Annotated in this window: 20 protein-coding genes; 10 read left to right on the forward strand and 10 right to left on the reverse strand. The window is 59.1% G+C overall.

Annotated features, from left to right (window positions below):
• The first annotated feature begins 3 nt into the window (after positions 1 to 3).
• A complete protein-coding gene (pknB, locus tag I6J23_RS02885; RefSeq protein ID WP_204582453.1) occupies positions 4 to 2139 on the forward strand; it encodes a Stk1 family PASTA domain-containing Ser/Thr kinase in 2136 nt (711 codons plus the stop codon).
• Between the two features lie 51 nt (positions 2140 to 2190).
• Here pknB and I6J23_RS02890 read toward each other — a convergent pair whose 3' ends face one another.
• The 4 genes from I6J23_RS02890 to pheA form a co-directional block, all read right to left on the reverse strand.
• Complete coding sequence (locus I6J23_RS02890) at positions 2191 to 2346, reverse strand: hypothetical protein (protein ID WP_204582454.1); 156 nt, start codon at positions 2344 to 2346, stop codon at positions 2191 to 2193.
• Positions 2347 to 2415: 69 nt separating this feature from the next.
• Positions 2416 to 3084 (reverse strand): aminodeoxychorismate/anthranilate synthase component II, encoded by a 669-nt coding sequence (locus tag I6J23_RS02895; protein WP_204582455.1) that lies wholly within the window; start codon positions 3082 to 3084, stop codon positions 2416 to 2418.
• A 76-nt stretch (positions 3085 to 3160) separates the two neighbouring features.
• Positions 3161 to 4084: a histidine phosphatase family protein gene (locus I6J23_RS02900; protein ID WP_204582456.1), complete on the reverse strand. Its 924-nt coding sequence runs from the start codon at positions 4082 to 4084 to the stop codon at positions 3161 to 3163.
• Between the two features lie 91 nt (positions 4085 to 4175).
• Positions 4176 to 5333 carry a prephenate dehydratase gene (gene pheA, locus I6J23_RS02905; protein WP_412523858.1) on the reverse strand — a complete coding sequence of 386 codons (1158 nt, stop codon included), beginning with the start codon at positions 5331 to 5333 and terminating at the stop codon, positions 4176 to 4178.
• Between the two features lie 186 nt (positions 5334 to 5519).
• Here pheA and I6J23_RS02910 point away from each other — a divergent pair, with 186 nt between their 5' ends.
• From I6J23_RS02910 to I6J23_RS10660, 5 genes are all read left to right on the forward strand, one after another.
• Positions 5520 to 6983 (forward strand): amidase, encoded by a 1464-nt coding sequence (locus I6J23_RS02910; protein ID WP_204582457.1) that lies wholly within the window; start codon positions 5520 to 5522, stop codon positions 6981 to 6983.
• Positions 6958 to 7728 (forward strand): CPBP family intramembrane glutamic endopeptidase, encoded by a 771-nt coding sequence (locus I6J23_RS02915; protein WP_412523854.1) that lies wholly within the window; start codon positions 6958 to 6960, stop codon positions 7726 to 7728. Before I6J23_RS02910 ends, I6J23_RS02915 begins: the two co-directional genes overlap by 26 nt.
• Positions 7729 to 8008: 280 nt before the next feature.
• Positions 8009 to 10978, forward strand: a complete 2970-nt coding sequence (locus I6J23_RS02920; RefSeq protein ID WP_204582458.1) for a glycosyltransferase family 87 protein — start codon at positions 8009 to 8011, stop codon at positions 10976 to 10978.
• Positions 10979 to 11004: 26 nt separating this feature from the next.
• On the forward strand, positions 11005 to 11538 hold the full coding sequence (locus I6J23_RS10655; RefSeq protein ID WP_239454963.1) for a hypothetical protein: 534 nt from the start codon (positions 11005 to 11007) through the stop codon (positions 11536 to 11538).
• Positions 11539 to 11546: 8 nt separating this feature from the next.
• Positions 11547 to 12419 (forward strand): LCP family protein, encoded by an 873-nt coding sequence (locus I6J23_RS10660; protein WP_239454964.1) that lies wholly within the window; start codon positions 11547 to 11549, stop codon positions 12417 to 12419.
• Between the two features lie 51 nt (positions 12420 to 12470).
• Here the strand turns inward: I6J23_RS10660 and I6J23_RS02930 are convergent, their stop codons facing one another.
• The 4 genes from I6J23_RS02930 to I6J23_RS02945 form a co-directional block, all read right to left on the reverse strand.
• The gene (locus I6J23_RS02930) at positions 12471 to 13391 is read right to left on the reverse strand and encodes a DUF5926 family protein (protein WP_239454965.1); all 921 of its coding nucleotides are present in this window, start codon (positions 13389 to 13391) and stop codon (positions 12471 to 12473) included.
• Positions 13392 to 13506: 115 nt separating this feature from the next.
• A complete protein-coding gene (locus I6J23_RS02935; RefSeq protein ID WP_204582460.1) occupies positions 13507 to 14235 on the reverse strand; it encodes a glycerophosphodiester phosphodiesterase family protein in 729 nt (242 codons plus the stop codon).
• A 38-nt stretch (positions 14236 to 14273) separates the two neighbouring features.
• Positions 14274 to 16313, reverse strand: a complete 2040-nt coding sequence (locus I6J23_RS02940) for a pyruvate kinase (protein WP_204582461.1) — start codon at positions 16311 to 16313, stop codon at positions 14274 to 14276.
• 42 nt (positions 16314 to 16355) lie between these two features.
• A complete protein-coding gene (locus tag I6J23_RS02945) occupies positions 16356 to 17342 on the reverse strand; it encodes an L-lactate dehydrogenase (protein ID WP_204582462.1) in 987 nt (328 codons plus the stop codon).
• Between the two features lie 488 nt (positions 17343 to 17830).
• Here I6J23_RS02945 and I6J23_RS02950 point away from each other — a divergent pair, with 488 nt between their 5' ends.
• Positions 17831 to 18436: a superoxide dismutase gene (locus I6J23_RS02950; protein ID WP_046201864.1), complete on the forward strand. Its 606-nt coding sequence runs from the start codon at positions 17831 to 17833 to the stop codon at positions 18434 to 18436.
• Between the two features lie 248 nt (positions 18437 to 18684).
• Positions 18685 to 19920 carry an MFS transporter gene (locus I6J23_RS02955; protein ID WP_204582463.1) on the forward strand — a complete coding sequence of 412 codons (1236 nt, stop codon included), beginning with the start codon at positions 18685 to 18687 and terminating at the stop codon, positions 19918 to 19920.
• Here the strand turns inward: I6J23_RS02955 and msrA are convergent.
• Positions 19897 to 20559: a peptide-methionine (S)-S-oxide reductase MsrA gene (gene msrA, locus I6J23_RS02960; RefSeq protein ID WP_204582464.1), complete on the reverse strand. Its 663-nt coding sequence runs from the start codon at positions 20557 to 20559 to the stop codon at positions 19897 to 19899. The two genes, I6J23_RS02955 and msrA, sit on opposite strands and share 24 nt — an antisense overlap.
• 192 nt (positions 20560 to 20751) lie before the next feature.
• Here msrA and I6J23_RS02965 point away from each other — a divergent pair, with 192 nt between their 5' ends.
• Positions 20752 to 23742 carry a multicopper oxidase domain-containing protein gene (locus I6J23_RS02965; RefSeq protein ID WP_204582465.1) on the forward strand — a complete coding sequence of 997 codons (2991 nt, stop codon included), beginning with the start codon at positions 20752 to 20754 and terminating at the stop codon, positions 23740 to 23742.
• On the opposite strand, the gene I6J23_RS02970 is transcribed toward I6J23_RS02965, so the two are convergent.
• The gene (locus I6J23_RS02970; protein WP_239454966.1) at positions 23735 to 25708 is read right to left on the reverse strand and encodes a ribonuclease H-like domain-containing protein; all 1974 of its coding nucleotides are present in this window, start codon (positions 25706 to 25708) and stop codon (positions 23735 to 23737) included. The genes I6J23_RS02965 and I6J23_RS02970 overlap by 8 nt on opposite strands.
• 206 nt (positions 25709 to 25914) lie before the next feature.
• On the opposite strand from I6J23_RS02970, the gene I6J23_RS02975 reads away from it, so the two are divergent.
• On the forward strand, positions 25915 to 26541 hold the full coding sequence (locus I6J23_RS02975) for a DUF6474 family protein (RefSeq protein ID WP_204582466.1): 627 nt from the start codon (positions 25915 to 25917) through the stop codon (positions 26539 to 26541).
• Positions 26542 to 26544 lie beyond the last annotated feature (3 nt).

Below are 26544 nucleotides of genomic sequence, written 5' to 3' on the forward strand. Positions count from 1 at the left end.
GCGATGGATTCAAACACCCTACTAGGGGGCCGATACACACTTTCCGAAATAATCGGCACAGGAGGAATGTCCGACGTCTACGCCGGCACCGACACCCTCCTCGGACGCGACGTCGCCGTCAAAATGATGCGGCCCGACCTCGCGCGCGACACCACGTTCCTCGAACGGTTCCGCCGCGAAGCGCTTAATGCCGCCAAGCTCAACCACCACGCTATCGTCGCCGTCTACGACACCGGACAAACAAGCGAAGCTGACGGCTCCGTCCCCTACATCGTCATGGAACGCGTTCGCGGACGCACCCTCCGCGACATCATCCGCGAAGACGGTCCCCTCGACCCCGAATACGCCGCAACGGTCATGGCCGACGTCGCCGATGCACTCCACTTCTCCCACGAAGCAGGCATCGTCCACCGCGATATCAAGCCCGCCAACATCATGATTACGGCCACCGGGTCCGTCAAGGTCATGGACTTCGGCATCGCACGGGCACTAGGCGATGCCACGTCCTCCATGACGCAGACCGCTGCCGTCATCGGAACCGCGCAATACCTCTCGCCTGAGCAGGCGCGCGGGCACTCTGCCGACCCACGCTCCGACATTTACGCCAGCGGGTGCGTGCTCTACGAACTCATCACGGGACAACCACCCTTTCAAGGCGAATCGCCCTTCTCCGTTGCGTACCAGCATGTGCAAAGCACGCCGGTCCCGCCATCACACGTCGACGGCATTCGTCTCAACCCAACCACCGCCACCAACGTCGATGCCGTCATCATGACAGCTATGGCGAAGAGCCCGGCCGACCGCTACGACGATGCCGCCGATTTCGCCGACGATCTTCGACGTTTGGCTAACCACCGCACACCGCTGGCCGCACAGCATCGGACGAACCCCTACGACCCCACGCCGCATCAGACCGACCCTAGCGACGTCGCGACCACCGTCATGCCCGCTGCCGGGGCTGCCGGAGTTGCCGGGGCCACGGCTGCAAACGGTGCACACAGCGCGGCCACCCCAGGTGCCCACGCAGCCCAACCTGGTCAATCAAACGCTCCCGGTCAAGCGCAAGGAGCGCACGCTGCTGTCGCACCGGCAGAGGGCGACACCGCCCCGCGGAACACCGGCGGCAAACACTCCACCAAGCACTCCGAGCAGGGGAAAAACAAACGCAGCGCACTGTCCACATGGACACGAATCATCTGGACGCTCGTTATCCTCGCCGTCCTCGGAATCGGCGGTGCCGTCGCATGGTCCTACTACCACGACAACACCACGAGCAGCAGCCTCCCCCACGTCGACAATAACGAGAATAAGAAAATAAGTATCCCCGATGTCACAAACCTCACCGAGGACGACGCCATCGCCAAACTCGAAGACGCCGGGCTCAAGGTAAAAACGCGGGAAGCGTCTAATGCCGACGTCGAAAAAGGGCACGTCATTGACACGAGCCCAGCGGCGGGATCGCAAGTGCCCAAGGGCACCCAGGTCACGCTCACCATTTCCACCGGAAAAGAACAAACCGACGTCCCCAACCTCACAGGAAAGGACACACAAGAGGCTTCGCGGCTACTCCAAGAAGCTGGACTCGTGCTCGACCAAACGGTGAAAGAGGCACCATCGGACAGCGTTCCCTCCGGCCGCATTATCGAGCAAACACCACCGTCGGGGTCCCACGTCGCCAAGGGAAGTACTGTGACTATCACAGTGTCCACCGGGCCGGAACGAGTCCGAGTGCCCGTCGTCACTGGTCAATCCATCGACGACGCCCGTGGAAACCTCGAAGGTGCCGGGTTCAAGGTGACGGTCACCGAGGTTGATTCCACACGCCCCGAAGGCACAGTGCTCCGCACCGCCAACGAAGGCAATCAGATGCCCAAGGGGGCAACGATCGAACTCCAGGTCTCCCGCGGTAACCAGCTGACCATGCCCAACCTCGTCGGGCAAAGCACGAGCCAAGCGCTATCTGCACTCCGCTCGGCTGGATGGACCGGTGGGACCGCCCGGCTGACCACACATGATCAAAAGACGAATGATCTCACCAAGATCAACGAGATCATGACCCAGTCGATCCCCGCTGGTCAGGCCGTCGACAAAGACTCCACAATCGACGTTGGAGTCGGCTCGTTCAGCCTCCTGCCATAAAAGCGGGAGGTTGGTGAGTTAAACCAAGACCTCCAAGTTTTTTAATTCCTGTTACTGGAGGTCGAGCTCCTCAACATCCCACTTCTTGGTAACGTCCAGAGCTTTCACGACGTGAGCCATATCAATGCTGTCGGGCCCCCGGGCAGGCAGGCAAACAGGAACAATGCCATGATCCTCGGTCTCGTCCTTGTCGGTGTTAAGCGCCACGCCTGGAACTCCTAGATCAGTCGTACATTTCTCACGAAAACCCGTACGCAGGCAGCCGCTTTGTGCGATCTACAGCCCCGACAACACGGCGTTGTGTCGATTCTCCAACTCCCGCACCCGTTCCTCGTCGACAGGGAAACCAGCGCACCCCATCCAATTCGCCACAATCCGGTGACCGCAGCTCGTCATGATCGACTCCGGGTGGAACTGCACGCCATGCAAAGGTAGCGACGCATGCCGCATGGACATCACCATCCCCGAATCCGAGCGGCCCGTCACCACTAACTCCTCTGGTAGCGACGCCTCATCCACCGTCAACGAGTGGTATCGCGTCACGGTCACTGGATTCGGCAACCCCCGCATCACACCCGAACCGTCATGCCATACCGGCGACGTCTTCCCATGCAACAACTCATCCGCCCGGACTACCGAACCGCCCAAAGCCTCGGCCAACGCCTGATGCCCCAAGCACACACCAAACATCGGCACCTCATAGCGGATACACGCTTTGATCAGCGGAATCGACTGACCCGCCGCCGACGGAGTCCCCGGCCCCGGCGAAATCAAAACCCCGTCGAAACGCTGAACAACTGACCGGCCCGCAGCCCGATCCTCCCCTGAATCCACCAAACGGTCGTCGTCGTTACGCCACACCGTGCACGTCTCCCCCAACTGCCCGATGTACTGCACAAGGTTGTACACAAAACTGTCATAATTATCGACGACGAGAATCCGCATACCGGCAATACTAACGGCACCTCGAGCCCACAGCGTAGCTACCTAGCTATCACCGGCCATCGGCTATTACTGACTGTTACTGAGCAGACCCCTTCAGCCGGACACGATCACCGGGCAACCACGCCCACTGCTTCACCCGCCACGAGCCGCACGACTGATCAACATCTGAGTACGACGCCGCAGCAAGATCCAACGATGCCGGAGAATCCAACACAATCCACCGGCAATTTGACACATAGCCGTCCTGAACGAAATGGGCCTCCACGCCGGCTAACTGACCAGCTATAAAGCGCATCACCGAACCGTGAACAACCACAATAAGATCACTAGGCGTATTCGTATCCGCCCCCACCGCACCTGGAATAAGTAGCGGCAACATCGGGGTAATGCCCTCCAAGAAGCGACGGCGCGTTTCCCACCCGGACTGGCCGCCGGGCATACGCATATCCATCTTTCCCGACGACCACTGCAACTGGGTGTAGCGGTACGTGTGTATCGACTCCATGTCGGTGTTCATTTCCAAATCACCGGCAGTGACCTCAGTCAACCCCGGGATCGCCGTCGGCACAGTGGGATCATCCGGCTCCGCCGTGATGGGGTCGGTCATCACACCATCAGGCGACGGCGACGCGGTAAACACCGACGCACCTTGGTTCACCATCCCCTGGGCGGCAAACCGGGCGGTTTTCCTGGCGCGGAGCGCTTCCGAACTGATAATGACCGGACGTGGTGAGCCCACTGGCGCATCACCTTGCTGCGCCACGCCTGATCCGGAGAGAGTGCCGTCGACAACAATTCGCTCGCCACCGGTAAAAGCCTGCTCGACGCCCATTGATGTTAAATCAGCACCAGGCACAGCGGTATCAAGAGCAGTGATCAAGTTGGACGTCGTCTGCCCATGGCGAAATAGAATTAGACGTCCGCGGGGTGCGTCCTGTGATTTTTCCCCCGATGAACCATGTGATGTGCCGCTGTTGACTGTTGTACCCACGCTATTCACCTGTTCTCCTCCAGCAGTTTGTCATCATTCCATACTCACCCTGTACTCGCTCGCCACGTACATCATCGCGGCGCCCCAGCGTTGCATTCCTTTACCACAGGACATCTGTCTCCGGGGCGATTCCTTCCGCCCGATGGGCAACCCACTCCTGCGCGGTGAACCACTCGGCGGGTGTTGCCGTCGTTGCCGTCGACGGTTGAGCCGGGTTCATGTTCGACGCTGCGGCCACCGTATCGGACCTGGTCACCGTATCGGACGTCGTCGCTTGGCCCGCAGCCGTCGACACGTGGGGCCCGTCGTCCATCGGCCATGACCCGAGGAAGCGCAGCACCTGGACCGTCCTGTGCAAATGCTGCAAGGCCGTCGCCACATGTGGATCAGAGATATGCCCGCTCATATCCATATAAAAGCGGTATTCTCCCAACGCTTTCCGCGTGGGGCGAGACTCAATACGAGTCAAATCCACGCCATTCGACGACACCACCGTCAGCGTACGAGCCAGCGCGCCCGGCTCATTGCGGACGTTAAAGACGACCGATGTGCGGTCACGACCCGTGTGAGCTGTGGATTTGCCCGGTTTACCCACTAACACGAAGCGAGTCTGCGCACCGGCAACGTCGGCAACACTATCGGCTAAGGAGTGCAAACCGTACAGCTGCCCAGCGCGGGCAGGCGCTGCGGCAGCATCAACCTCACCTCGAGCGACCATCTCTGCAGCTGCGGCGTTGGATCGGGCGGCAACGAAATCGGCCGTTGGGGGGAGGTGGTGGTCAATCCACGACGTCACCTGGGGACGAGCAACGGGGTGTGCACTCCAAGTAGTGATGTCTTGGGGCCGGGTGTCCGGCCGGACGAGGATAGAGAAGGCGATCGGGATGGCGATTTCACGGTAGATCTGCAGCGGGTGCGCACCTGCCAGCGCATCGAAAGTCCTGGTGACAGGGCCTTCTACTGAGCTTTCGATGGCGACGCAGGCCCAATCGGCGCGACCGTGAATAACAGCGTCAACAGCATGTCGAGGTGAATCGACCGGGAGCGGAACTATGCAGTGACCATGTGCATCGATGGGAGCGGTGGCTTCTGCACCGGTGGATTCTGGCCCAGCATCTTCGGCCTCGCTCGTTCCCGTCCGAGTAACCCCGGCTCTAGTGGTCGTGGGTGGCGTATCACACCAACCACGGCCTGCGACTTCCAGCATGGCCATTTCCGTAAACGTTCCTGACGGTCCAAGGAATGCGACGACGGGGATGTTGCGCTCAGGTATCTCGGGTGTATGACTGGTGTGGTTTGCGCCCACGCTGCTTGACTGCTCGCTACTCATTCCACCTGCCTATGTCGTGGTGTTCTCTTCAACCCTAAACCACCGGTAATCAAGAATCAGATAGACAAGGTGGTGGTGGCGAAACCGTATCCGCCTCCCCGTAGGCTGTCAGGTATGGATTTCCCCGACGTGTTGGACGCCCCTTTGGCCGATATCCTCGCTATGGTGCGCGGTGGGCGTCGTCGCGTCGGAACCCAGGATGCCACGACGCCTTCTGCCCAACACAGTCGTGACCAGCGCCTCTCCCCGAATGTATTGGCGGGCCTCGCACGGGACCGAGTGCAGGCCGCCCGGGAGTCGACCGGGCTGAGCACCCAAGAGCTGGGGTTTGCCCTGGATGACATTCCCGTGACCTATCCACATACTCGGCGCGGGAGCGGCCCGTTCGCCGGCATGCCTATTCCGATTAAGGATTTGCTCCCTGTGCAGGGTGTTCCCTGTACACAGGGTTCGGCCGACCGCGTGTCTGTGCCAGAGAATAATGACCCCGTGGCGGACGCATTATTGGACGCCGGCGCCACCATTTTCGGAGCGTCGGCCACCTCTGAGCTGGGTTTATCGTGTTATACGGAACCAACCCATCTGCCGACGGTTGTTAATCCCGCATTGCCCGGGCGCACGCCGGGTGGTTCGTCGGGCGGGGCGGCGGCGCTGGTTGCGCGCGGTATCGTCCCGGTGGCGCATGGAAGTGATGGTGGCGGTTCGATCCGCGTCCCCGCCGCCTGTTGCGGGATTGTGGGGTTTAAGCCTCCGCACGATCCAACCGATGGGCAGCTCCGCGCGGATGGTTTTCTAGCGCGAACGGTTGCGGATGTCGCGGTGGCATCGTCGCTAATTACTTTCCCTGATCAACCAAGGGTGACTCGAACCCAATGGGTTCCGGGAGCGACGACTGTCAATGTTCCTTCTCGACGTCTACGTGTGGGAATTTTAACGAAGCCGCTGCATAGTGCGGGTCGGAATGCGCCGCACCCAGCGCCCCACGGTGCTTCGCACCCTACGCCCCGTCCGGCGTCGAATTCCCTGATGACAGGCGCGCTTCGGATTGCTGCCGATCGAGTGAGGGCGGCGGGCCATGATGTTGTTCCCGTGACCAGCCCGTATCCGCCGGAGACCATTGAGTTGCTGCGCATCGTGCTGGCGTACCGGTGCAGGAATCTTGATGGCGCGTTGTCCCCGTTGAGCACGTATTTTCGCGACTTGGGCGGTGCGATCACCGCCGAACAGTATGAGGACACACTGGCCAGACTTCGGGAGCTTCCGGATCTGGTGCTCGGCCAATGGTCTGACGCGGCGAATGTGGATCTTGTGCTGAACCCGACCATTGCGTATCCGCCTCCGCCGGTGGGCACGTTCGCGGCCTTGCCTCCGGAGGAGGATTTCGCGGCTCAAACTGCCTGGACCCCGTGGTGTACGTTGTGGAATTTGACGGGCTGGGCTGGGCTTTCGGTCCCCGTCGTGACGACGGCAATTGAGGGCCCGTGGCACGGATGGCCGGTAAGTGTGCACCTGGGCGCTGTGGGGGACCGTGTGTCGCCGTGGGAGGTTCTTGGTGTCGGGCTTATCGTCGAAAAGTAATGCCACCGCGGCGGTGCGCTGGGAAATTGTCATTGTTCTGGCCGTGACTTTTGGGATGTCAGGCCTGCGCGCAACGCTGCGTTTGGTGGAGGCTCTGGTATCGCCGACACCGTTGAAGGGGCAGACCGCCCAGTTGAATCCGTCGCAGGCGTCGGCTGCGTGGCTTGATGTGTCACTGCAGGTGTTGTCGGCTGGAACGTTGGTGGGCTGGGGTGCGCTGGCTGTGTATATGTTGTGGGTCCATCCGGTGACGACGAATCCTCTGCGGTTTTTGCGGTGGTCCGGTATGTCCGATGTGTGGCATGGGTTGGCGGCTGCTGCGGCGATTGGTCTGCCTGGGCTGTGTTTTTATGGTGTGGCTCGCGCATGGGGTATGTCGGCGACGGTTGATCCGGCGGCGGGGGTTCGCGCATGGTGGTCCTATGTGGTGCTAGTAATTTCTGCGTGCGCGACGGCCTGGGCCGAGGAAGTGGCCGTAGTGGGGTGGCTGCAGACCCGTTTGGCTCAGTGTGGTGTGTCGGGGGCGCCGCGCGTGGTCACCTCGGCGCTGTTGAGGGGCTTGTATCACGTGTACCAGGGCCCGAGCGCGGGAGTGGGTAACGCAATTATGGGGCTGGTCTTTGGGTCGTATTTTGAACGCACAGGCCGTGTGTGGCCGCTAGTGATTGCTCATGCGGTTATTGACTGCGTGGCATTTGTGGGTGCGGCGCTAGTGGCTGGCCATGCGCCGTGGTTAGGGCTGTAGGTTGCCTACCTTGGCGCTTATTATGTCAGCGGGCCGCAACGTCGGGGCTCACATCGCCACTAGATGTCCCACAAGGCCGTGTAACTCTGGCCCCATGCGTTTCGATATACTCAACGCTTGGTTTGACCCGTAGCTGCGTCGCTTACATATCCGCAGAGCGATATGGGCGCAACCATCGAGCCTGAGCGCCATTGTTGCTAGGCCGGAACGTCCCCTGCCATCGCCGGGGTGCTACCAGCATTATCACTGGTAAACGATATTTTTGTTGGAAGGAAAATTTGTGCCTGCTTTGTCGCTTCGGAGTGGTAGCCGGTTTAACGCCGGCCGTGCCCGTGAAGCGCTGAGCAGGGCCCATAGTCGTAGTTCGGATAGTAACTCAGCCGCAATCATCGGATGGCCGGCTCACGTGCTGGGCCTCCTAGTGGGGCTCGTGACGCAGTTAGCGTGGCGCGGCACCCGCGAAAATGGTGACTGGGCTGCATTATGGATTGCCGGCAAGCTCCTTCGCCAGGGTGACGATCCACACATTTATGATTACGCCCCTGACGATTTTGCTGCATGGGCAGGCCCTTTCTGGCAACCGTTTGCGCAGCAAGACGTCACATCAGCATCACCACATCCGTTTGTTCAGGCCCCATTCGTCGCCCAAATAGCCGAAGTGCTGACATTCGTAATGTCGTTCCACACGTCGGTGGTCCTCTTGACGGTAGCGTCGGGGTGGGCACTGGTCGCGCTTGTGGCCAGTGCGTTTTACGTGTGGTTCCACCGCCCGATCCCTGTGGGCGTGCTGGCCGGTGTGACGGTGGTGGTGTGGCTCTCCACCCCATTTCAGTGGTCGATCACGTTGGGGCAAACGACGCCTCTGGTCACTGCTGGCATCGCGTACAGCATCGCGGCGGCGCGTCGTCGGCCCTGGTCAGCCGGCATTGCGCTAGGTGCGGTCAGTGTCATTAAGCTCACGCCGTTGGCTCTTATCCCTCTGATGCTGCTGTTTCGTCGTTCACGCCGGACGTCACTCATTGCGATCGCGACAACGGCTCTCTGCTTCGGGTTTTCTGTGCTGACCGTGGGGTGGCCGTTGCACGAAATCTGGCGTGCGCGGGTTCACATGTTCTCCACGTTCAAAGTGATCGCACCGACGAGCCAGACCTTCGTGTCAATCATGAAGCGCCATCTTATCGACGAAGGCCCTGCGGGTGCTCCGATTATCCAGGACACCCCCGGCTGGATGGTAGTCACGCCGATGATGCTTGCAGCCGTGATTGCCCTGGCCTTAGCGATCGCGGCCTATCGCTGTCGTGGGCGGGCCTTCGAGATCATTATGGTGGGCGCGATGTGCGTGGCCACGTGTTTCTCCGGCTTCGTGTGGACACACTATTTCATCATCGCTGTGTTACCGGCCTTCGGCGTGTTCGCTCTGACTGCTCGCCGGAGATGGGCAGTGGCCTGCATCGCTATTGTCAGTGTCCTCTATTTCCCACCGCTATCCGACGTTATTACTGCGAAGAACGACAATCGCTTCTTTACCCAGGCGAATTTTTATGTCCCTGGCGGTGCCCTAATGGCGACAATTATCATGCTGTTCTTGCTGGCAGCCGCCGTTGTGGTGCCCGCCCGACGTCGGGCAACCAGCGCGGAGCTTCCCCACTCTGTGCCGGAGTTTCGCGCGCCATGGGGCGCGGGACCATCGACATCCAGGCTTACCGGCACATCTGCGGCTAGGCGCTCCACCCCACGAGCTAGCGCGCGTTCCGTGGTTTCTCAGTGGTTCGCTCACTCTAACGCACCCTCTTCCGCCTTCATTTCCGGCTCATCACCCCGTCAGCGCGGCCACATCGTCGGCAAAATGGGCCATATTGTTGCTGTGCTCTCTGGTCTTGTCACTATCTTGGCGTGGAACTCCCACCGCCAGACGGATGATTGGTCCTCACTGTGGATCGCCGGCAAGCTCGTCGCACAGGGCGATAAGCAACATATTTACGACTACAACCATCAGGATTTTGCACGCTGGGCCGGAGAGTACTGGGCTCCATTCGCCAATGAGCATGTGACGTCGCCTTTGCCTCACCCATTTATTCAGGCGCCGATCGTGGCGGAAGTGATGAGCGTCGTTACTCGCATTATGAGCTACGATTTTTCGACGCTGGTGCTGGGGTTTTTCTCCGGCTGGGCCATGGTGATCACTGTCGCCTGCGCCTATCGTGTCTGGGTGGGGCGGCCGATCCCGCTTGTTCTTCTGCTGCCCGTTGTTGTGGTCGCCTGGTTGTCAGCGCCATTTTCCATGGCCATTCGCCTAGGCCAAACGAGCCCGCTGATCTACGCGGGTATTGCCTATGCCATCGCTGCTGCGCGTACTCGGCCCCGCTCGGCAGGTATTGTGCTGGGTTTGGTCAGCATCGTGAAACTTAGCCCTTTCGCTCTGATCGCCGCGATGTTTCTTTTCCGTCGGTCACGTAAAACAGCCGGCATCGCCGTCATCACTGCTGTGGTGGCTTTCCTCGTGTCACTGGTCACGCTAGGGACGGAGGTATTCCGCACCTGGGTCCATGTCATTCGCGGTCTATCCTCTGCGCGCATTATCGCCATGGAGAGTCAGAGCTTTGCGTCGATCATGTTGAGGAGTCATCTTAACGATGACGACAATGTTTGGGTCCCCATTATCCGCAACCCACCGGCCTGGGTTGTGGTAATTCCGCTCATCATGGCAGCTTTGCTCGCCATCCTTGTTCTTGCGGCCGCCTACGTACGCCGGGACTACGCCTTCCCGCTGTTCATGGTGGGAATTACGAGCATTGCTACAGCCTGCTCTGGGCTGGTGTGGACCCACTATTTCCAGGTTGCGCTGCTCCCCGCCTTCGGAGCAGTGGCCCTCGCTGAGCGCCGTCGCCTAGCAGCTTTCTTAACTATCGGTGTGAGCCTGTTCTTCGTACCACCCCTGTCAGATGTGGTGGGTGCCACTGTCCAGGCGAAGATACATGTTCAGTCGGGCGGCTTAATAGCCCTCATAGGGCTCATTCTGCTGATGTGCATTATGGCCCTCCTTCCCGCCTCGGTTCTTCCTTCGCGCACGCGATCGCGCATTACTCAGTGGCAACAAGCACACCACCGTGACGACGAATGGCTGCGATCATCAGGGCCGTCGCTGTCCCACAGGTATCGCAATGACATGACCGCACCGCTACCTGTTGTGGCGGATACTCCGCGGGGAACGGGTGGACGCCACCACGAGCGCCGACGCCACACCCAGTAGCATTATCCACATGAATACCACTAGCGATGACGATTACCTCCGCGGCCCTGATGGCCGCCCGATCGTCGACCGCTACGGGCGACCTATCCGACGCCGTTCAGGGAAGAATACTGCAGCTTCGGGCACGGGTGCTGATCGTGGGGCTCACCGTCACGAAGCAGGCAATAGGCGCACTAACAGTAGCCGAGCCGATGAGTCACACGTCGACTACTCCGCGGGGAGCTCGCCTGCACGACACGAGAAGCACGTATACCAGCACTTTTATGCGCAACCGGGCCCGGCATCGTCCCGCGCGAGATACCAAGGCGGACAGCCAGGGCGAGATGACACTCCGCAACGGCCACACCGTCGTGATGAACGACGTCCGGGTGACTACGCTTCGGGCTCTCGTCCATTCTCACAGCCAGTGCCGCCTCGCGGGATCGAGGAGCATAACCGACGTATCGGCACGCCCACCTACCCTGGGGGCGGGCGCCGCACTTATCCCTCAGACGGCAGCCGCCCGTCCGACACGAGCCGCGGTCGCCGGTGGCGTCTTTCGGGGTGGGGACGCAAACTAGGAGCACTATTGGGGGTTCTCATACTTGTTGCCCTCGGGACGATGGTGTGGGTCGACCTTCGGCTTCATCGGGTTGATGCTCTGGCCAATTATGGCGGGCGGCCTGGCGGTGGGGCAGGAACGAACTGGCTGCTCGTCGGCTCCGATTCGCGTGATGGCCTCTCTGAGGATCAACAAAATGAGCTTTCTACCGGTGGCGATACGGGTGGCGGGCGCACAGATTCCATCATCCTGGTGCATATTCCCTTCGTGGGGAAAGCGACGATGGTGTCTATTCCCCGCGACTCGTACGTCGATGTGCCTGGTCATGGGAAGGACAAGGTTAACGCTTCGTATGCTCTGGGCGGCCCGCAGCTCCTCCAGCAGACGGTGGAACAGGCAACTGGGCTGCGCATTGACCACTATGCAGAGATCGGTTTTGGTGGGTTTGCCGGGGTGGTTGATGCCGTGGGTGGTGTCAAAATTTGCGTGGAACAGCCTATGGATGATCCACTCGCCGGGATTAATCTGCAGCCGGGGTGCCAAAAACTTGATGGTCCCACCGCCCTGGGGTTTGTTCGCTCACGCCATTCAATGGACGATGGTGACATTGGCCGTGCCAGGAACCAGCGGACGTTCCTCGCCGCGCTGGTGAAGAAAGCGCTATCCCCCAGTACATTCCTCAATCCGTTCCGCGCCTTCCCCTTTGTCAGCCATATGACGGATTCTTTCACAGTGGACAAGCACGATCACGTGTGGAATCTAGCGCGTCTGGGCATCGGGTTAGGCCTGTCACCGCACACGGAGACTATCCCCATCGCATCCTATGAATCCACTGATGTCGGGGACGTCGATGTGTGGGATGACGAGGCAGCGCAAGATCTGTTCAACTCGTTGCGCTAGTCGCGGGCCCCACTGCCCCGCTGTTCACAGGGCCCAATGCCGACGGGCCCCCTACCGAATGGTCACTTGGCGGGAACGAATAGTATCCCGCGCCTTGCGCTCGTCGGCGCTCAAAGGTGTGTCGACGGCCAGTGCTTTTTCCACCGCAACAGCAAGCTCTTTAATGGGCTCCTGGAATTCTTGAGCCGTCACCGTGGGATCAACGTCAAAGACGGGCACCGCAACACCGTGGGTGCGGAACGCCCCGGCAAACCGTGTGCCTTCTCCCAGGGTCAATTCCCCCGCAGCGTACAGGCGCGCCAACGCGGTAAATAATGCGTCCTCGTCGTCCTGTCGGATCCACCGGATGTAGGCTTTATCGCCGCCATCGGTCCACCAGACCGCTCCCGGCGCGGAGACGTCGACTCTCTCGGTTGGGAGCATCGACTCATTAACCTGCTTCATGTTTTGCTGCATGGCGGGGTCGACGGTTTGTCCTTCTGGGAGCCACCAGTCAAAGTTCTTCTCGACCTTTACTTCGAGTTTTTGAGCGGGGTCCATCAGGTCGCTGAGCTGCGGTTCAGTGCCGTCCGCAATGGATGTTCCCAGCGTTTGCCCTGGTTGAGCGGTCTGCAACCAAACGAGAGTGTGCGCTAAATCTTTATGGGGGTTAGGGCCGCGGTGCTGCCGCTGAAGGGCAACGAACGCGGTAGGGGGAGTCTCGCCATCGGTGTCGCGCACGATCGCGGCGGTCGCCCCGGGCAGGACGGTCACGAGGTAGACGGGGTAGTCAACGCCTTTCACCGAGATTTTCGCCCGCGCAGAGGGTGCGAATTCCTGCATGGCAATAAGATCTGCTTCCGAGGCAAAACCTCCGAATGGCCGCGGGTCACGCTCTAGTGCTGCACGTTCGGCGGCCCGCTTAGCCAGTTTGGCTTGGCGACGGGTCATTCCTTCGGGCAGATTCTCATTCTTCTTTTTCTTCCTTGACACCTGGCCTAGGCTACCTGCCCGCTCCCCCTGCTAGCCAGTCTCTTGTCGAGGATGAGAGGTCGTAGACATGGCGTTTCCTTCTCAACGTGGACTTTCCTGCTTGGTGCGCCGTTGTTTACTCAGAGTGCGTGGACGCTTCGTCCATCCACGTGCGCGCTTGGCGTGGTTTGTCGGTGGCCAACCAGTCAATACCATGCTGGGCAGCCCACATGACATCATTTCGCGTGTTGACGGTCCACGTGTAGCAACCGTCGCCACGGTGGATGAGTGCTGGACGCAGTTTCGCGTTGATGATGGACGGGCCGTAGGCCTGCGGAATATCCATTCGCCACAGGATGGGTCCGAGCGGGCGTTGGATTTCGCGTCGCAACAAAATCCGGTGGACAGGGGGCGCAAGGTGCCGCATTCTCGCTAGTGACATGGCTGAAAATGAGATGACGTGCAGCCGGGGGTTGTCAATGTATCCACGGTCACGAAGCACTGAGACGAGTGTTTTCTCCAGCTGGCCGCCGTATCCGGAGGGGTGCTTCGTTTCGACAAATAATCCGCAATCTGCGTTCTCGGCGAGGTCCAGGAGCGTACTGAAGAGCAACGGTTGTTGCGGTTCCGCAGCGGTGCCGACGTTGATACTGGGGAGGTCATCACGGGTGAGCTCTGCGATAGGGCGTTTATCTCCCGCGACGCGTTCGAATGTCCGGTCGTGTGAGCACACGAGGTGCCCGTCCTTGGTGAGGCGGATATCGCATTCTATGCCGTCGGCTCCCTCGGAGAGCGCGGCGTCGTAGGCGGCTAGTGTCTGTTCGGGGTGGTCACAGCTAGCTCCGCGGTGGGCGATGATCTCCATCGGTTCTCTTGCTTTCCGCCGAGCCAGCCGTGTGCTCGTTAGGCTCGTCCTCGGCTTCGTGAATCTAGAGAATTTTCACTGGTATTGAGCGCTTTACCGATGTGGTTGAGGATGGCGATGGCATCCGGAATGTGTGTTCCCTTGTTCAACATGACGCCTTGGGTACGCAGCGCAACGTCGGCATCGGTAATCTCTGCGCGTGATGGCAGCCCGGATTTCGCCATGGTTTCGAGAACTTGTGTCGCGAATATGGTGGGAATGTGAGCAGCATTCGCCACGTCCATGATCTGTTCGCGGGCTTCGGACATGCGGCTGAAGCCGAGTTCCATCGCTAGGTCACCACGAGCGATCATCACGCCCGAGTTCCTGTGACGGAGCAGGCCTGTCACCACATTGGATAGGTCGTTGTAGCATTCTTCGGATTCGACTTTCAGCATAACGCCAAGGTTCCGAATGCGCGCGCTGACTGTGGCGGGGTTCTCGTTGCCATCAGCGGTGTCCGCGATATCGGCGCTGTGAGATTCGCTTTCCGACGCTGCTACGTCGATTTCTTTCTCGATGGCATCGAGAATTTCAGTGAGGTCCTCGGCGGAGCGCACGTAGCTGGGCGCAATGATATCTGCCGTGCGAACGATTTCCGGGAGGATGGCACGGTCCTCATCGGTCATAGCGGGAAGCGGAACGTGGACGCCGGGGAAGTGAATCCCACGGCCTGCTCGCAGGTTTTTCCCGCCTTCGCGCGTGTGCACAGCGACGAGTTCCGCGGAATCGTACTCCGCGGTGTTGCCCTCAGCGTCCTTCTCACCAGCGCGGGTGACGGAGGTGACTTCACATTCGATCTTGGCGTCGTCGAAAAGGACAGTAGATCCGACGTCCAGACTACGGATAGCTTGTGGCTCACCACAGTTGATGGCGGGGATATCATCCGTCGGATCAGTGGGCGTAGGGTCGCTGGTCAGCGTCAGGCGTGACCCAACGTCGACATGAACGCGTTGCTCAGAGCGCCCGATCCCGTGAATCCGAGTTTTGATGTACTGGCATGCGACCAGGCTGCCATTGGCCAAGTAAACGTTCTGGCGTCCGTAGGCGAGCACTCCCTCGTCGGTGACCTTGTGCACGGTCATATAGCGCTTGGATCCGCGAGCATCCAACATGGATAGCTCATCGCCCACATTGACCGTCTGCAACCATTCCGGATCGACCTGGACGGCCAGCGTCGGACGGCCAGGAAGGCCCTCGGGCACAGGCGCCGGTGTCGTGGCGTTGTGGTCGAACGGGGTGATCCACAACTTAGAGGGAGTCAGGATGCGCCCTGTTTTCGTCCTGGTCACGCGGGTGCGCGCGATCCGCGGGCCAGGTTCAATAGGCCCTACCCGCAGTTTCGGCCCTGGTAGGTCCATGGAGATTTTGATGTCGCGGCCTACGCGTGCGCTGGCGGCACGGACGTTTGTCGCCATTGCTCGCCAGGCTTCGGGGGTGTCGTGCGCGCAGTTGATCCGGGCGATGTCCATCCCCGCGTCGGCGAAGGATTGGACGAGGTCGGGATCGTCGGCTGCTTCAGTGGGGAGAGTTACCATGACGCAGCTCAGCATACCATCCCGGGGTTCACCCAAAAGCGCAGAGCTGTTGGACGCTAATTGTTCCTGGGAACGTTCTATCGCTGCAGCTAAATGGGTGATGTCGTAGGTCTCTCCCTCGGCATCGCCGTCGTCGTTAGACGGACCACCCAGGTTCTGCAGCAGAGTTTTCGCCGCGCGGAGTTGGTCGGCAACAGGAGCCTGGTCGGATACACGGATTCCTACCGCCCGCAGTTGGGCAATAATGTGGCGGGCATCATCGGCCTGGAGGCGCGCGAAGTGCTGCACATTGCGAGCCCCCTCACGGTGTTCCGCGTCTGCCGCATCGATTAGGTCGCGTTTTTCGTGGTCGACCTCACTGAGCATGGTCAGGAGGCTACTGACACCACGGATCAACTCATTCAGTGAGGTCGTCGCTGAATTTGTCGTCGTTGCCTTCGACGACGATGCCCCTGACGTGCTGGCATCGTTGAGTTCACCATTATGACCATTCTGTTCCACTATGTGCCCTCCGGAGCGGCGGATTTCTCGTACGACCGAATACTACTTCGTTGCTTCCTGATCGGCATTCGGGCCGTAGAAGCGGTCTTTGATTTCACGCAGTTGCGCGGCTGATGCCTTCATCTGCTCAGCTTCGTGGTCATCGAGTTCCAGCTCGATAACGCGGTGGATTCCGCCACGGTTCACCAGGGCCGGGGTGCCGATGTAGATGTCGTCTTCGCCGTATTCGCCCTGCAGGTATGCAGAAACAGGAAGGACGACGTTCTGGTTCTGCAGGACAGCACGCGTAATCCGAGCTAGGCCCATGCCGATACCGAAGGAGGTCGAGCCTTTGGCGTCGATAATGGTGTAGGCGGCGTCGCGGGTCTCTTCGAAGACCTTCTCCAAACGCCCGTGCAGCTCGGGGTCCTTCTCGAGCTTCTTGCGCATCGACACACCGCCGACGGTCGAGGAGGACAGCACCGGGAGTTCCGAGTCGCCGTGCTCACCGATGATGTAGGCGTGAATGGAGCTCGGGGCAACGTCGTACATGTCGCCCAGCATGGAGCGGAACCGTGCGGAGTCCAGAACCGTGCCCGAACCGATAACGCGTTCCTTGGGCAGGCCGGAAATCTTCCAGGTGGCGTAAGTCAGGATGTCGACAGGGTTCGACGCAATGAGGAAGATGCCATCGAAGTCGTGCTTCATGACATCTCCAATGATGCTGTTCAGGATCTTAATGTTCTTGTCGACGAGCTGCAGCCGGGTTTCACCTGGCTTCTGTGCAGCGCCTGCGCAGACGACGACCATCGCCGCGTCGGCGCAGTCATCGTAGGTGCCTACCTTGACGTTGGTCGGGCTCGATGCCCACACGACGCCGTGGTTGAGGTCCATGACGTTGCCGGCGGTCTTCTTTTCGTCGATGTCAATAATGGCCAGTTCGTCGCACACACCCTGGTTGATGAGGGCGAAGGCGTAGGCGATTCCGACGTCGCCAGCGCCAATAAGAACGATTTTGTTACCAAGGCGGCGGTGTTCTTGACCTGCCATGAGAATTCCTCCAAGGAATGAGATCTGAAAAAGATGGTGCGACGGCGCGTATGTGCCGTGATGTATTCTTCAGTGTTATTGTGCCCGGTTTTGCCCGAATACGCTAGTGTTTTGACAAGCAATCAAACATATACCCCCGGTTCTGATTGATTGAATATGGGTTTCTTTTGTTTCCTCGTGAGCACTCTGCGCCACCTCTCCCCCTTTTTTAGGGCACAACAACCCACATATCCACAGCCTACCTTAATCTTATGGATTCGTCCTGATTAATAGGGGGTTTTTCATCTTTTATGGCCTCGACCTGCACCCATTTATCGTCTTCATTTCGGAATAAAGAAAAATTTCTTCACGTTAAAGGTTGCGAAACCCTCGGACTTCCACAACACTGGGTTTCACGCACAAATTAGTTGTGCGAGTCACACTGTTGAAAAAATCACAATGCGCCATGTTTTAGCGGCGCATGTTAGCTATTAACGAAAGGTACTGAAATGGCTGTGTACGAACTTCCTGATCTCCCTTACGATTACGACGCTCTCGAGCCTCACATCTCTGGCGAGATTATGCAGCTTCACCACGACAAGCACCATGCAACCTACGTTGCTGGCGCAAACACTGCGCTGGAGAAGCTAGAGAAGGCCCGCGAAGAAGGGGCAGACGCCAACGAGATTCGCGCACTCTCCAAGAACCTTGCCTTCAACCTTGGTGGTCACACCAACCACTCCATCTTCTGGAAGAACCTTTCCCCGAACGGTGGCGGCGAGCCGACCGGTGAGCTGGCTGAGGCTATCAACCGCGACTTTGGCTCCTTCGAGAAGTTCAAGGATCACTTCTCCGCTGCTGCTACTGGCCTTCAGGGATCCGGCTGGGCCGTTCTCGGATACGACCACATCGCTGGTCGCCTCATTATCGAGCAGCTGACCGACCAGCAGGGCAACGTTTCCGTTGACTTCACCCCACTACTAATGCTGGACATGTGGGAGCACGCCTTCTACCTCCAGTACAAGAACGTGAAGGCTGATTACGTCAAGGCCGTATGGAACGTCTTCAACTGGGCGGACGTGGCAGAGCGCTACGCACGGGCCAAGTCAAAGTAATGCCCTGTGGCCACTTTCTGGTCACACGCGTGGCCACGATAGATAGGCGGCCACGGTAAAAAGCGTTAGAGGAAGAGGCACCTGCGGGTGCCTCTTCTTTTCATACGCGGCTTGCCATACGTGGCCCACATAACCACGCACACAGCGGGACTTACAATAGGTCTATCAAGCAAAAGGGATATTCTACCGTCAGGTAGATCCAACGTCAGGCACATCTAGCGTCGAGCCGGGAAATCAGGTGTCACACTATGGCCACTCAGGGCTTACCTGACGGGTACACGCCACAATCCCCCATGTACCGCAAAGTCATCTTGGCGATGGTGGGCGCTGGGTTGGCATCATTCAATGCCCTCTATTGCACACAGGCTCTCCTCCCCGTGCTGTCCGAGGACCTCCATGTCACCCCGGCAACGGCATCACTAACCGTCTCCGCGACGACGGGGATGCTCGCGCTGTCCATCATTCCGGCGTCGGTCATTTCAGAGCGCTTCGGACGCAAACGAGTCATCATGCTCAGTGCCCTATCCGCTACCTTGCTGGGCCTTCTTCTCCCCTTATCGACGTCGGTCGGCATGCTGATTACCTTGCGTGGACTGCAAGGCATCGCTGTTGCGGGGGTTCCAGCGACGGCGATGGCGTATCTTTCGGAGGAGATTCACCCGAAACACGTTCCTCACGTGATGGGGTTATACGTTGCGGGGACGTCGGTGGGTGGGCTGTCCGGCCGCGTCATTCCCGCTGGCGTCCTGGAGTTCGCATCGTGGCGATGGGCGCTCGCGGCTACCGTGGCGGTAGCCATTATCTTTGCCTTTATCACGTCATGGGCGCTTCCCGATCAACAGCGTTTCCAGCCTAAGCGTTTGACGTTTCGGTCAGAGTTCAGCGCCATTGCCCAGCACGTGAAAAACCCGCGCTTGAGTGCGCTGTTCACCCTTGCTTTCCTTTTCATGGGTGCCTTCGTGTCACTATATGACTATGTTGGCTACCGTTTGACAGGACACTTTGGTCTCAGCGAGGGCGTCGCCGGCGCTATCTTCTTCCTCTATCTCTCCGGAACGTGGAGTGCGACGCAAGCCGGGACGATGGTCCAGAAGTTCGGGCGGGCGCGTGTCCTTGTCGGGTCGATTGTCGGCATGATGATCGGCATGGCTGTACTGTTTTCCCCCGAGCTCATCAGTAGCATCCTGGGAATTTTACTATTCACGGCGTGTTTCTTCGCGGCCCATTCCGTGGCGTCGGGGTGGGTCGGAGTGGTTGCTACGACCAACCGGGCGGAAGCGTCGTCGATGTATTTGTTCTGCTACTACATGGGGTCATCAATCGTAGGCTGGCTCTCCGGCCATGTTCTCCACTCATGGGAGTGGGGTGGGCTCGTCGTGTGGCTGCTTGCCGGGCTGGCCATAGCAACAGTGATTGCGTTGTTCATCGCGCGCACCACCCCATCGACCCGAGCGACACCGTCACCGGCAGGCGACTCCCGTTGAGTGAACCGGGCAGTAGCCATTGGGGTTTTTATCCAGGTACTGCTGGTGCTCATCTTCCGCGAGGTACATCGTTTTCGTCGGTGTGTCGCTCAGTAAAGAAATGTCGGTGGTGATGTCCCCATAGCCGGCGTCGGCCAGTGAGCGAGAGAAGGACTCCGCTATCTCACGGGCTTTCTGCACTTCGTCCTCGGTCTGTGCGTAAATCACGGAACGATACTGGGTGCCCACATCGTTCCCCTGGCGAAAGCCCTGCGTCGGGTCGTGTGCCTCGAAAAATGTGCGTATGAGATCCTCGAAGGACACTGTGTGGGGGTCATAGATGATGCGGACGGTCTCGGCATGGCCGGTCCGACCTGTGCATACTTCCCGGTAGGTCGGGTTCGGTGTATACCCACCGGCATAACCGACCGCTGTGCTTTCTACGCCATCGATCGCCCAGAAGAGTTTTTCGGCTCCCCAAAAGCATCCGAGCCCCACGACGACGCTGCGCTGCCCGTCTTTCCACGGTCCGTCGATGGGTGTTCCCAGAACTGTGTGCGGTGCGGGGTGTGGCAGGATAGGTTCATCACGCCCGGGGAGCGCATCTTCCCTGTTCACGATGCTTGTTGGTGTGGGTTGAGTGCCAAAAAGAAATCCCATGAGCATAGGGTAGACCGAAGTAGTTGTGTTCGAAAGGCTTGGTCGCTGTCGCCTGTAAACTCGTGGGGATGGCGTCGACGGACAGCGCCTCGGGAATGGTGCGCCCTCGGCGCACACGGAGCATGATTATATGCACATTTTCGATGCCTATTTTCCAGTTTGTCCTCGTTGTGGAATAGCGTAGAAATCACTATGAGTTCCCGCGATGAATCTCTCCCCGTCTCCCCTGATGGTTCGGCTCGTTCTTCTCACTCCGCCGACGACACTCCCTCTGGGCGGACCACCTCCGGCCGGGCCCACGGAACTGCGTCCGGCCGACCGCACGAGTCACCGTCCTCAAAGACATCAGCGCGGTCCTGGCACCGACGTGCCTCCCGCCCCGTGAGCGTGTGGCTCGCCGCTATTATCGTCCTCGCCTTGGCGCACCCATTTGTGCCAAATAATCGCTGGATGATGGTGCATTTCTTCACTCTTGGCGCGCTGATGAACTCGATTATGGTGTGGTCGCAGCACTTCACCGAAAAGTTCCTCCACCAACGGCTCTCTGACTCCTCCCGGCCGAGGCAGGTCGCCTTAATTTATGCCCTCAATGTGGGCGTTATTCTCTGCGTCATTGGGCAAGCGTGTAACGACGCTGCACGCGATGCACAGGAGTGGGCATGGATCGTCGTCACGGTAGGAGCCGTCATTGTTGGTGTTGCGGTGGCTATCCATGCGATGTCGCTCATTTCGCAATGGGTGAAGGCGCGCCGCGGTGCCACGGAGTCCGGCACTGACCTGGGAGACTATGCGGCGATCATCATGTTCTACATCGCTGCATCATTGATCTTGCCCATCGGCGCGGGCTTGGGTGCAACACTGGCTCATCCTCTTCCGGGGACGTGGCACGACCGACTCATTGTGCTGCACATGGCGGTCAACGTGCTCGGCTTCGTCGGCCTGACCGCTGCGGGCACGTTGACCATTCTTTTCCCAGCTATTTGGCGTGCGCGCGTATCGGCATTCCGCCCAGTTCCGACGCTCGCCACGATGCTGGGTGGCATTCTGGTGTTGAGCATTGGAGCGATTTCTGGACGCTTCGAGCTCGTCGGCATTGGCATGGTGGTCTATGGGGCGGGGTGGATCATTTGTGCCCGCCCGTGGGCGAGCATCGTCCGGAATTCCCGTCGCGTCTCCCACGAGCCTCCCGCCATTTTTGCGCGCTCCTCGGTGGTGTTCGCTGTTGTCTGGGTGATTGGCACGATGCTGGTCGCGGGGATCAGCCAGATTGTGAACCCTGACGACATTATTTCGACACCGACGGTTCCTCTCGTAGTTGGTTTCGGCGCGCAGTTGCTCATTGGTGTGATGTGTTACCTGCTTCCCTCGACAATGGGCGGTGGCGGTAAGGCTGTGTCACAGGGGCTTGCGACTCTAGATTTCATGGGACCTGCGCGGACGACAATGGTGAACGTCGGCTTGATCCTGTGGGTTCTCCCCGTGGGCGGGTGGCTTCACATTGTGGGATCATTTGCTGCGGGTATTGGTTTAGCGCTGTTTGTTCCGCTGGCTGCTGTGTCGGCTAAAAACCAGGTTAGGGCGATTCGAGCGCAAGCTGCGGCGCGTCGGAAAAAGGCTGATAAATCGGCGATGTCGTCTGCTTCGTCTGCTTCATCAGCTTCGTCTACCGACTCTGCACGCACTGCCGGCGCTCCCGGCGCCGACGACGCTACTGGCGTTAGCACGAGCAGCACGGCCTCCACCCACACGTCCACCCGCGCAATTCCTCCGAACCCACCTCATTCACGATCACCACTAGCACAGGTTGCGGCCACCATGTCTGCGATTGCTCTCATCGCGTGCGCGACTCTCGCCATAACCGGTAGCGGCAATGGTTCGTCAGACAATTCCGGGGGCTCCACTGTCCCAGCAACCGGGCATACGACGTCGGTCACCGTGACGGCCAAAGGCATGTCTTTTAGCCCGAATTCTATCGACGTTCCGGCTGGTGATCGCCTGAAAGTGACGTTGAAGAACGACGGCGACCAAGTCCATGACCTCAAACTGGCCGATGGAAGTGAAACGGGGAAAGTGAACCCCGGCGAGAGCAAAACGTTCACGTCGGGCGCGATTACGAAGAAGACCAAAGGTTGGTGCACCATCCCCGGCCACCAAATGCGTGGTATGGAGTTGACCGTGAATACCAAGGGCGGTTCGAGCGGTTCCGCCGGATCAACCGCCACCGACAGCGATTCCGATGCCGATACCGCGTCGGATAAGGATGATGTTCATGCCAGCGGGCACTCTATGGCATCGACAAATACGGATAGTCCGCTGAAACAAGAGGTGATCCGTGATCCATCAGTGGGGCCTGCGCCCGAGGGGACCACACACAATATTGATTTAACGGTCTCGCAGGTTAATCGGACAATCCGAGAGGACGGCACGAAGCGTGCGTCGTGGACATTCAATGGTGCGCCCATGGGGCCGGTGCTGCGTGGTCACGTCGGCGATGAGTTCGTCGTCCACCTCAAGAATGATGGTTCAATTAGCCACTCAATTGATTTCCACGCGGGCATGGTGAGCCCTGACGAACCCATGCGGTCCATCAAACCCGGTGAATCGCTGGAGTACCGGTTCCGCGCAGAACACGCCGGAGTCTGGTTGTATCACTGCGGTACGGCCCCTATCAGTATGCATATTGCTGCCGGCATGTTCGGTGCTGTGATTATTGATCCGCCGGACTTGGACCCTGTGGATCATGAATACATCATGGTTCAGTCGGAGTTGTATGGCCTGGGTAAGGACAAAGACAATCCTGTCGATTCCGCTTTGCTCCGCAGCGAAAAGCCCAGCAAAGTGGTGTTTAATGGCTTGGAGAATCAGTATGTCCAAAAGCCTCTCGAGCTCAAGAGCGGTGAGCGTGCCCGGTTCTGGTTGCTCAATGCTGGCCCGAATATTTCCGAGTCCTTCCACATTGTGGGCACGCAGTTTGATACCAGTTTCAAGGAGGGTTCATACACTCTCCGACATGGGCGCGATGCCTTCGGTGTAGACGATGGCGGTTCTCAAGCGCTTGATCTTTTGGCTGCTCAAGGCGGTTTCGTAGAGGCTGATTTCCCTGAGGCTGGTACCTACACAATGGTTAACCACCAGTTTGCCGACGCTGAACGCGGCGCGATGGGCAAGATCAAGGTCAGTTAACCGTAGCGCGTGCGGTGGGCATGGTGTGCGCACCTGGCGCGCCTGCCGTGAGCCAGTTCCTGACTACGGCGGTCGCGCGGCAGTCATCCCTGTTGTAGCGAAGGAGTAGAGCACGGGCGTCGTGTTCACCCGTCACTCCCGTTGAGATTGGAGCTAATGGGTCGACCCCTTTTGCCTGCATAAACACCGACAATGATGCTTCCCCGTCCATGTCGGCGTCTTCCCAGCGAAAACCGGCCAGTGGTGCGACAGTTTTCAAACCCAGCCCTGCTGGCCCCACTAGTTCACTTTTGACGGCTGCATAAACGTCAACCCATTCTGGTGAGCGGATGAACTGGTTGACCTCCGCGACGGTGGGGACGGTGACCATTGTTGCGGGTATGGGTGCAGACGCGGATGTGGAGGCGGGTGCAGACCCGGGTGCCGGCTTCGACGCTTCAGAGGGAGTGCTGAAAGTGAGCCCACCAAAGCGCTGAGCGGACCGCTTAAGCCACATGTTCTCCCCTTGCGCCCCATAGCAGTAGGCTGCGAAGCTCTGGCCCTGGGCATGGGCACGGTCCCTTTGGTTCATCAACCACGCCCAAAACATGGCGAAATTTCGCGCTTCGGCATTAGAGTTCAACTGCTGCCACGTCACAAAAGGCCGGTAGGTGGTTCCGTCCCAGGTCCCCCACAAGTAGCATCCGCGTTCTAGGTACGCTTCCATGTCTACATCGATTTCGATGTCTGCCCTGCGGACAACCTCGGCATCACCACGGGCACCGTTTGTCCGGCCTCTCTTCTCACACGGCACTTTTTCACGCAACCCGTTTTTATCCGCCGTCTTTTCACGCGACGCATTACGCCGTTGCCGCACCTTGTCAGGCCGATGAACTGCTGTCCAGCCTTGCGTGTACGCATATGCCATGGTGCTGGCGTCGCCACAGTTAGCGTCGGCAAGCTGATGAACGGTAGATATACCGGCAAGACGATATTTGTCCGCCCGCGCCCCGTGAAGAACAAGGCTGATATCGTCCATCTGCGTCAGCTCTGCGTGGCAATCGCTCTCAAAGCGGCAGGTGCTGCACGCTTTAATTTTTCGCGGCTGCTTAGAAATCGGTACTCGAACTGCATCAACAAAGCCGTCGGTCATAGTGCCGACGGGCCACACCGCAACATCGTGAGCTCCCTGCCCCACAATCCCGATCAGGTCGGATGATAGCCCCACGTCGCGAAGAGCATAATGGGCGGCGACCAGCGGGTGGATATCTCCTGAGTGTGTTTTAGCCCGCCCCGACCGCCACAGGGGAACCGATGTACCCAGCCTCGGTAAGGAAACCGACATAATGCGGCGTGCGGGGTCCGGCACTATGCCTTGGTGCGTACTCACGGTGACTGGCATGTAGCGAGCCTCATGCGGAAGCGCCGATGAATCCACCCGAACCAGCAGGTCAGGTGCGGTACGAATAATGATGTCGTCAGTGGAACTCAGCTCCGGGTCGGTGGGATCGGCTAACCACCATGGGTTAGCCACGTCCACACCGGGGCGCGCACTCTGCAGTTCTGCCATGGCTATCCGTGCCGTGAGCCGCGGATTAATAACCACTCGTACGCCTTCAGCCAGGGCCTCCAGCGTGGCGCACTCCTGGGCATCCCACATCTCATCACGGTCCTGGGGCATGGGATTCGTCCCCGCGTGATCACAGTCCGCCTGGGAACCACAATCCTGTGCACAGTCGGCGATCGTCATCACGAGTGATTTTTTATTGCCGACGCCGGGCACAGTGGTGTCATCGTCGCTAAGCTGCCCGAATACCACCGTGCGTTCAAGTTCTGATCGAGCTTGACGTGCCCGAGCTGCTTCCCGTGGTGGGCGGTGGTGGCCTTCACGATCGAAGGTGCGGCGTTGGCGAATGCGATACCGACATCCCGATAGCTCTGTAGCCTCTACGGGGGTATCCGCGGGATGGGGTCTCGGTGCAGTCATTAGGTTCATTATTTCAGGCGGGCCCACACACAATACGGTGAGGGCACCACAATTAACGCTCTATGGCAGGATAACCGTTAGAGTAGAAGACGATAGAAGTAGTTAAAATTTACGTGAACTACTGAGCATTCCAACACGGTAGCGTAGAGCAACTGCCGGTCGGTTACGCGCCAGTGTATGAGCTCTGAACTCAACAAGGATGGATCATGGGATTACTAAAGCGAGCACGTCAAAAACGTCGCGACCGTAAATTAGCTGAAAAGATCGCGAAGCGTCAGGCAAAGTCCCGCGCTAAGGATGAAAAGAAGCTCAACGCGAAAAAAGAGAAATATCTGAACAAGACCGCCAAAAAGGTCATGAAGCAGGATGCAAAGGACCGCAAGGATCAACGCAAGCATGAAAAGGACCTTGCGGAGGCCGCTGTACAGCAAATTCGTGAGCGGAGTTTCTCGCCCGGTAAGGCTGCACAGTGGGCTGGTGCACTTCGCGTGGCGGCCCCGGTAGTTATCCCCCTGATCTACAGAGCGGTCAATGGAATTGAAGGCCGAAGCGTAGCGAACAAGGCCAAGAAACTGGGACTGTCAGCTCAGGACTTGTCTCGGTTCCGCGGCGATGGTGCTCCGCTGAAAGCTCGTGTAGAGAATGTACGCGTTCAGGCTAAGGACACCCCATCCGGTTTCGCGAGGGACGTCAACAAGCGACTAGATCTTTTGCTTAATAACATTGAGAGCGCAGAGAAGATGCCGAAGCAGCAGCGCAACCGGGCGCTATCGAAGGCATCGGCTGAGCTCGATGCCATGCAATCGGAGATCCACCACAAGATCGCGCATTAAGTT

The sequence above is a fragment of the Corynebacterium kroppenstedtii genome, assembly GCF_016894245.1.
GTDB lineage: Bacteria > Actinomycetota > Actinomycetes > Mycobacteriales > Mycobacteriaceae > Corynebacterium.

Coding starts and splice junctions, on each gene's coding strand:
- pknB (WP_204582453.1), top strand. CDS start 4: ATGGATTCAAACACCCTACTAGGGGGCCGATACACACTTTCCGAAATA.
- I6J23_RS02895 (WP_204582455.1), bottom strand. CDS start 3,084: ATGCGGATTCTCGTCGTCGATAATTATGACAGTTTTGTGTACAACCTT.
- I6J23_RS02910 (WP_204582457.1), top strand. CDS start 5,520: ATGGATTTCCCCGACGTGTTGGACGCCCCTTTGGCCGATATCCTCGCT.
- I6J23_RS10655 (WP_239454963.1), top strand. CDS start 11,005: ATGACGATTACCTCCGCGGCCCTGATGGCCGCCCGATCGTCGACCGCT.
- I6J23_RS02935 (WP_204582460.1), bottom strand. CDS start 14,235: ATGGAGATCATCGCCCACCGCGGAGCTAGCTGTGACCACCCCGAACAG.
- I6J23_RS02945 (WP_204582462.1), bottom strand. CDS start 17,342: ATGGCAGGTCAAGAACACCGCCGCCTTGGTAACAAAATCGTTCTTATT.
- I6J23_RS02950 (WP_046201864.1), top strand. CDS start 17,831: ATGGCTGTGTACGAACTTCCTGATCTCCCTTACGATTACGACGCTCTC.
- I6J23_RS02955 (WP_204582463.1), top strand. CDS start 18,685: ATGGCCACTCAGGGCTTACCTGACGGGTACACGCCACAATCCCCCATG.
- msrA (WP_204582464.1), bottom strand. CDS start 20,559: ATGGGATTTCTTTTTGGCACTCAACCCACACCAACAAGCATCGTGAAC.
- I6J23_RS02965 (WP_204582465.1), top strand. CDS start 20,752: ATGAGTTCCCGCGATGAATCTCTCCCCGTCTCCCCTGATGGTTCGGCT.
- I6J23_RS02970 (WP_239454966.1), bottom strand. CDS start 25,708: ATGACTGCACCGAGACCCCATCCCGCGGATACCCCCGTAGAGGCTACA.
- I6J23_RS02975 (WP_204582466.1), top strand. CDS start 25,915: ATGGGATTACTAAAGCGAGCACGTCAAAAACGTCGCGACCGTAAATTA.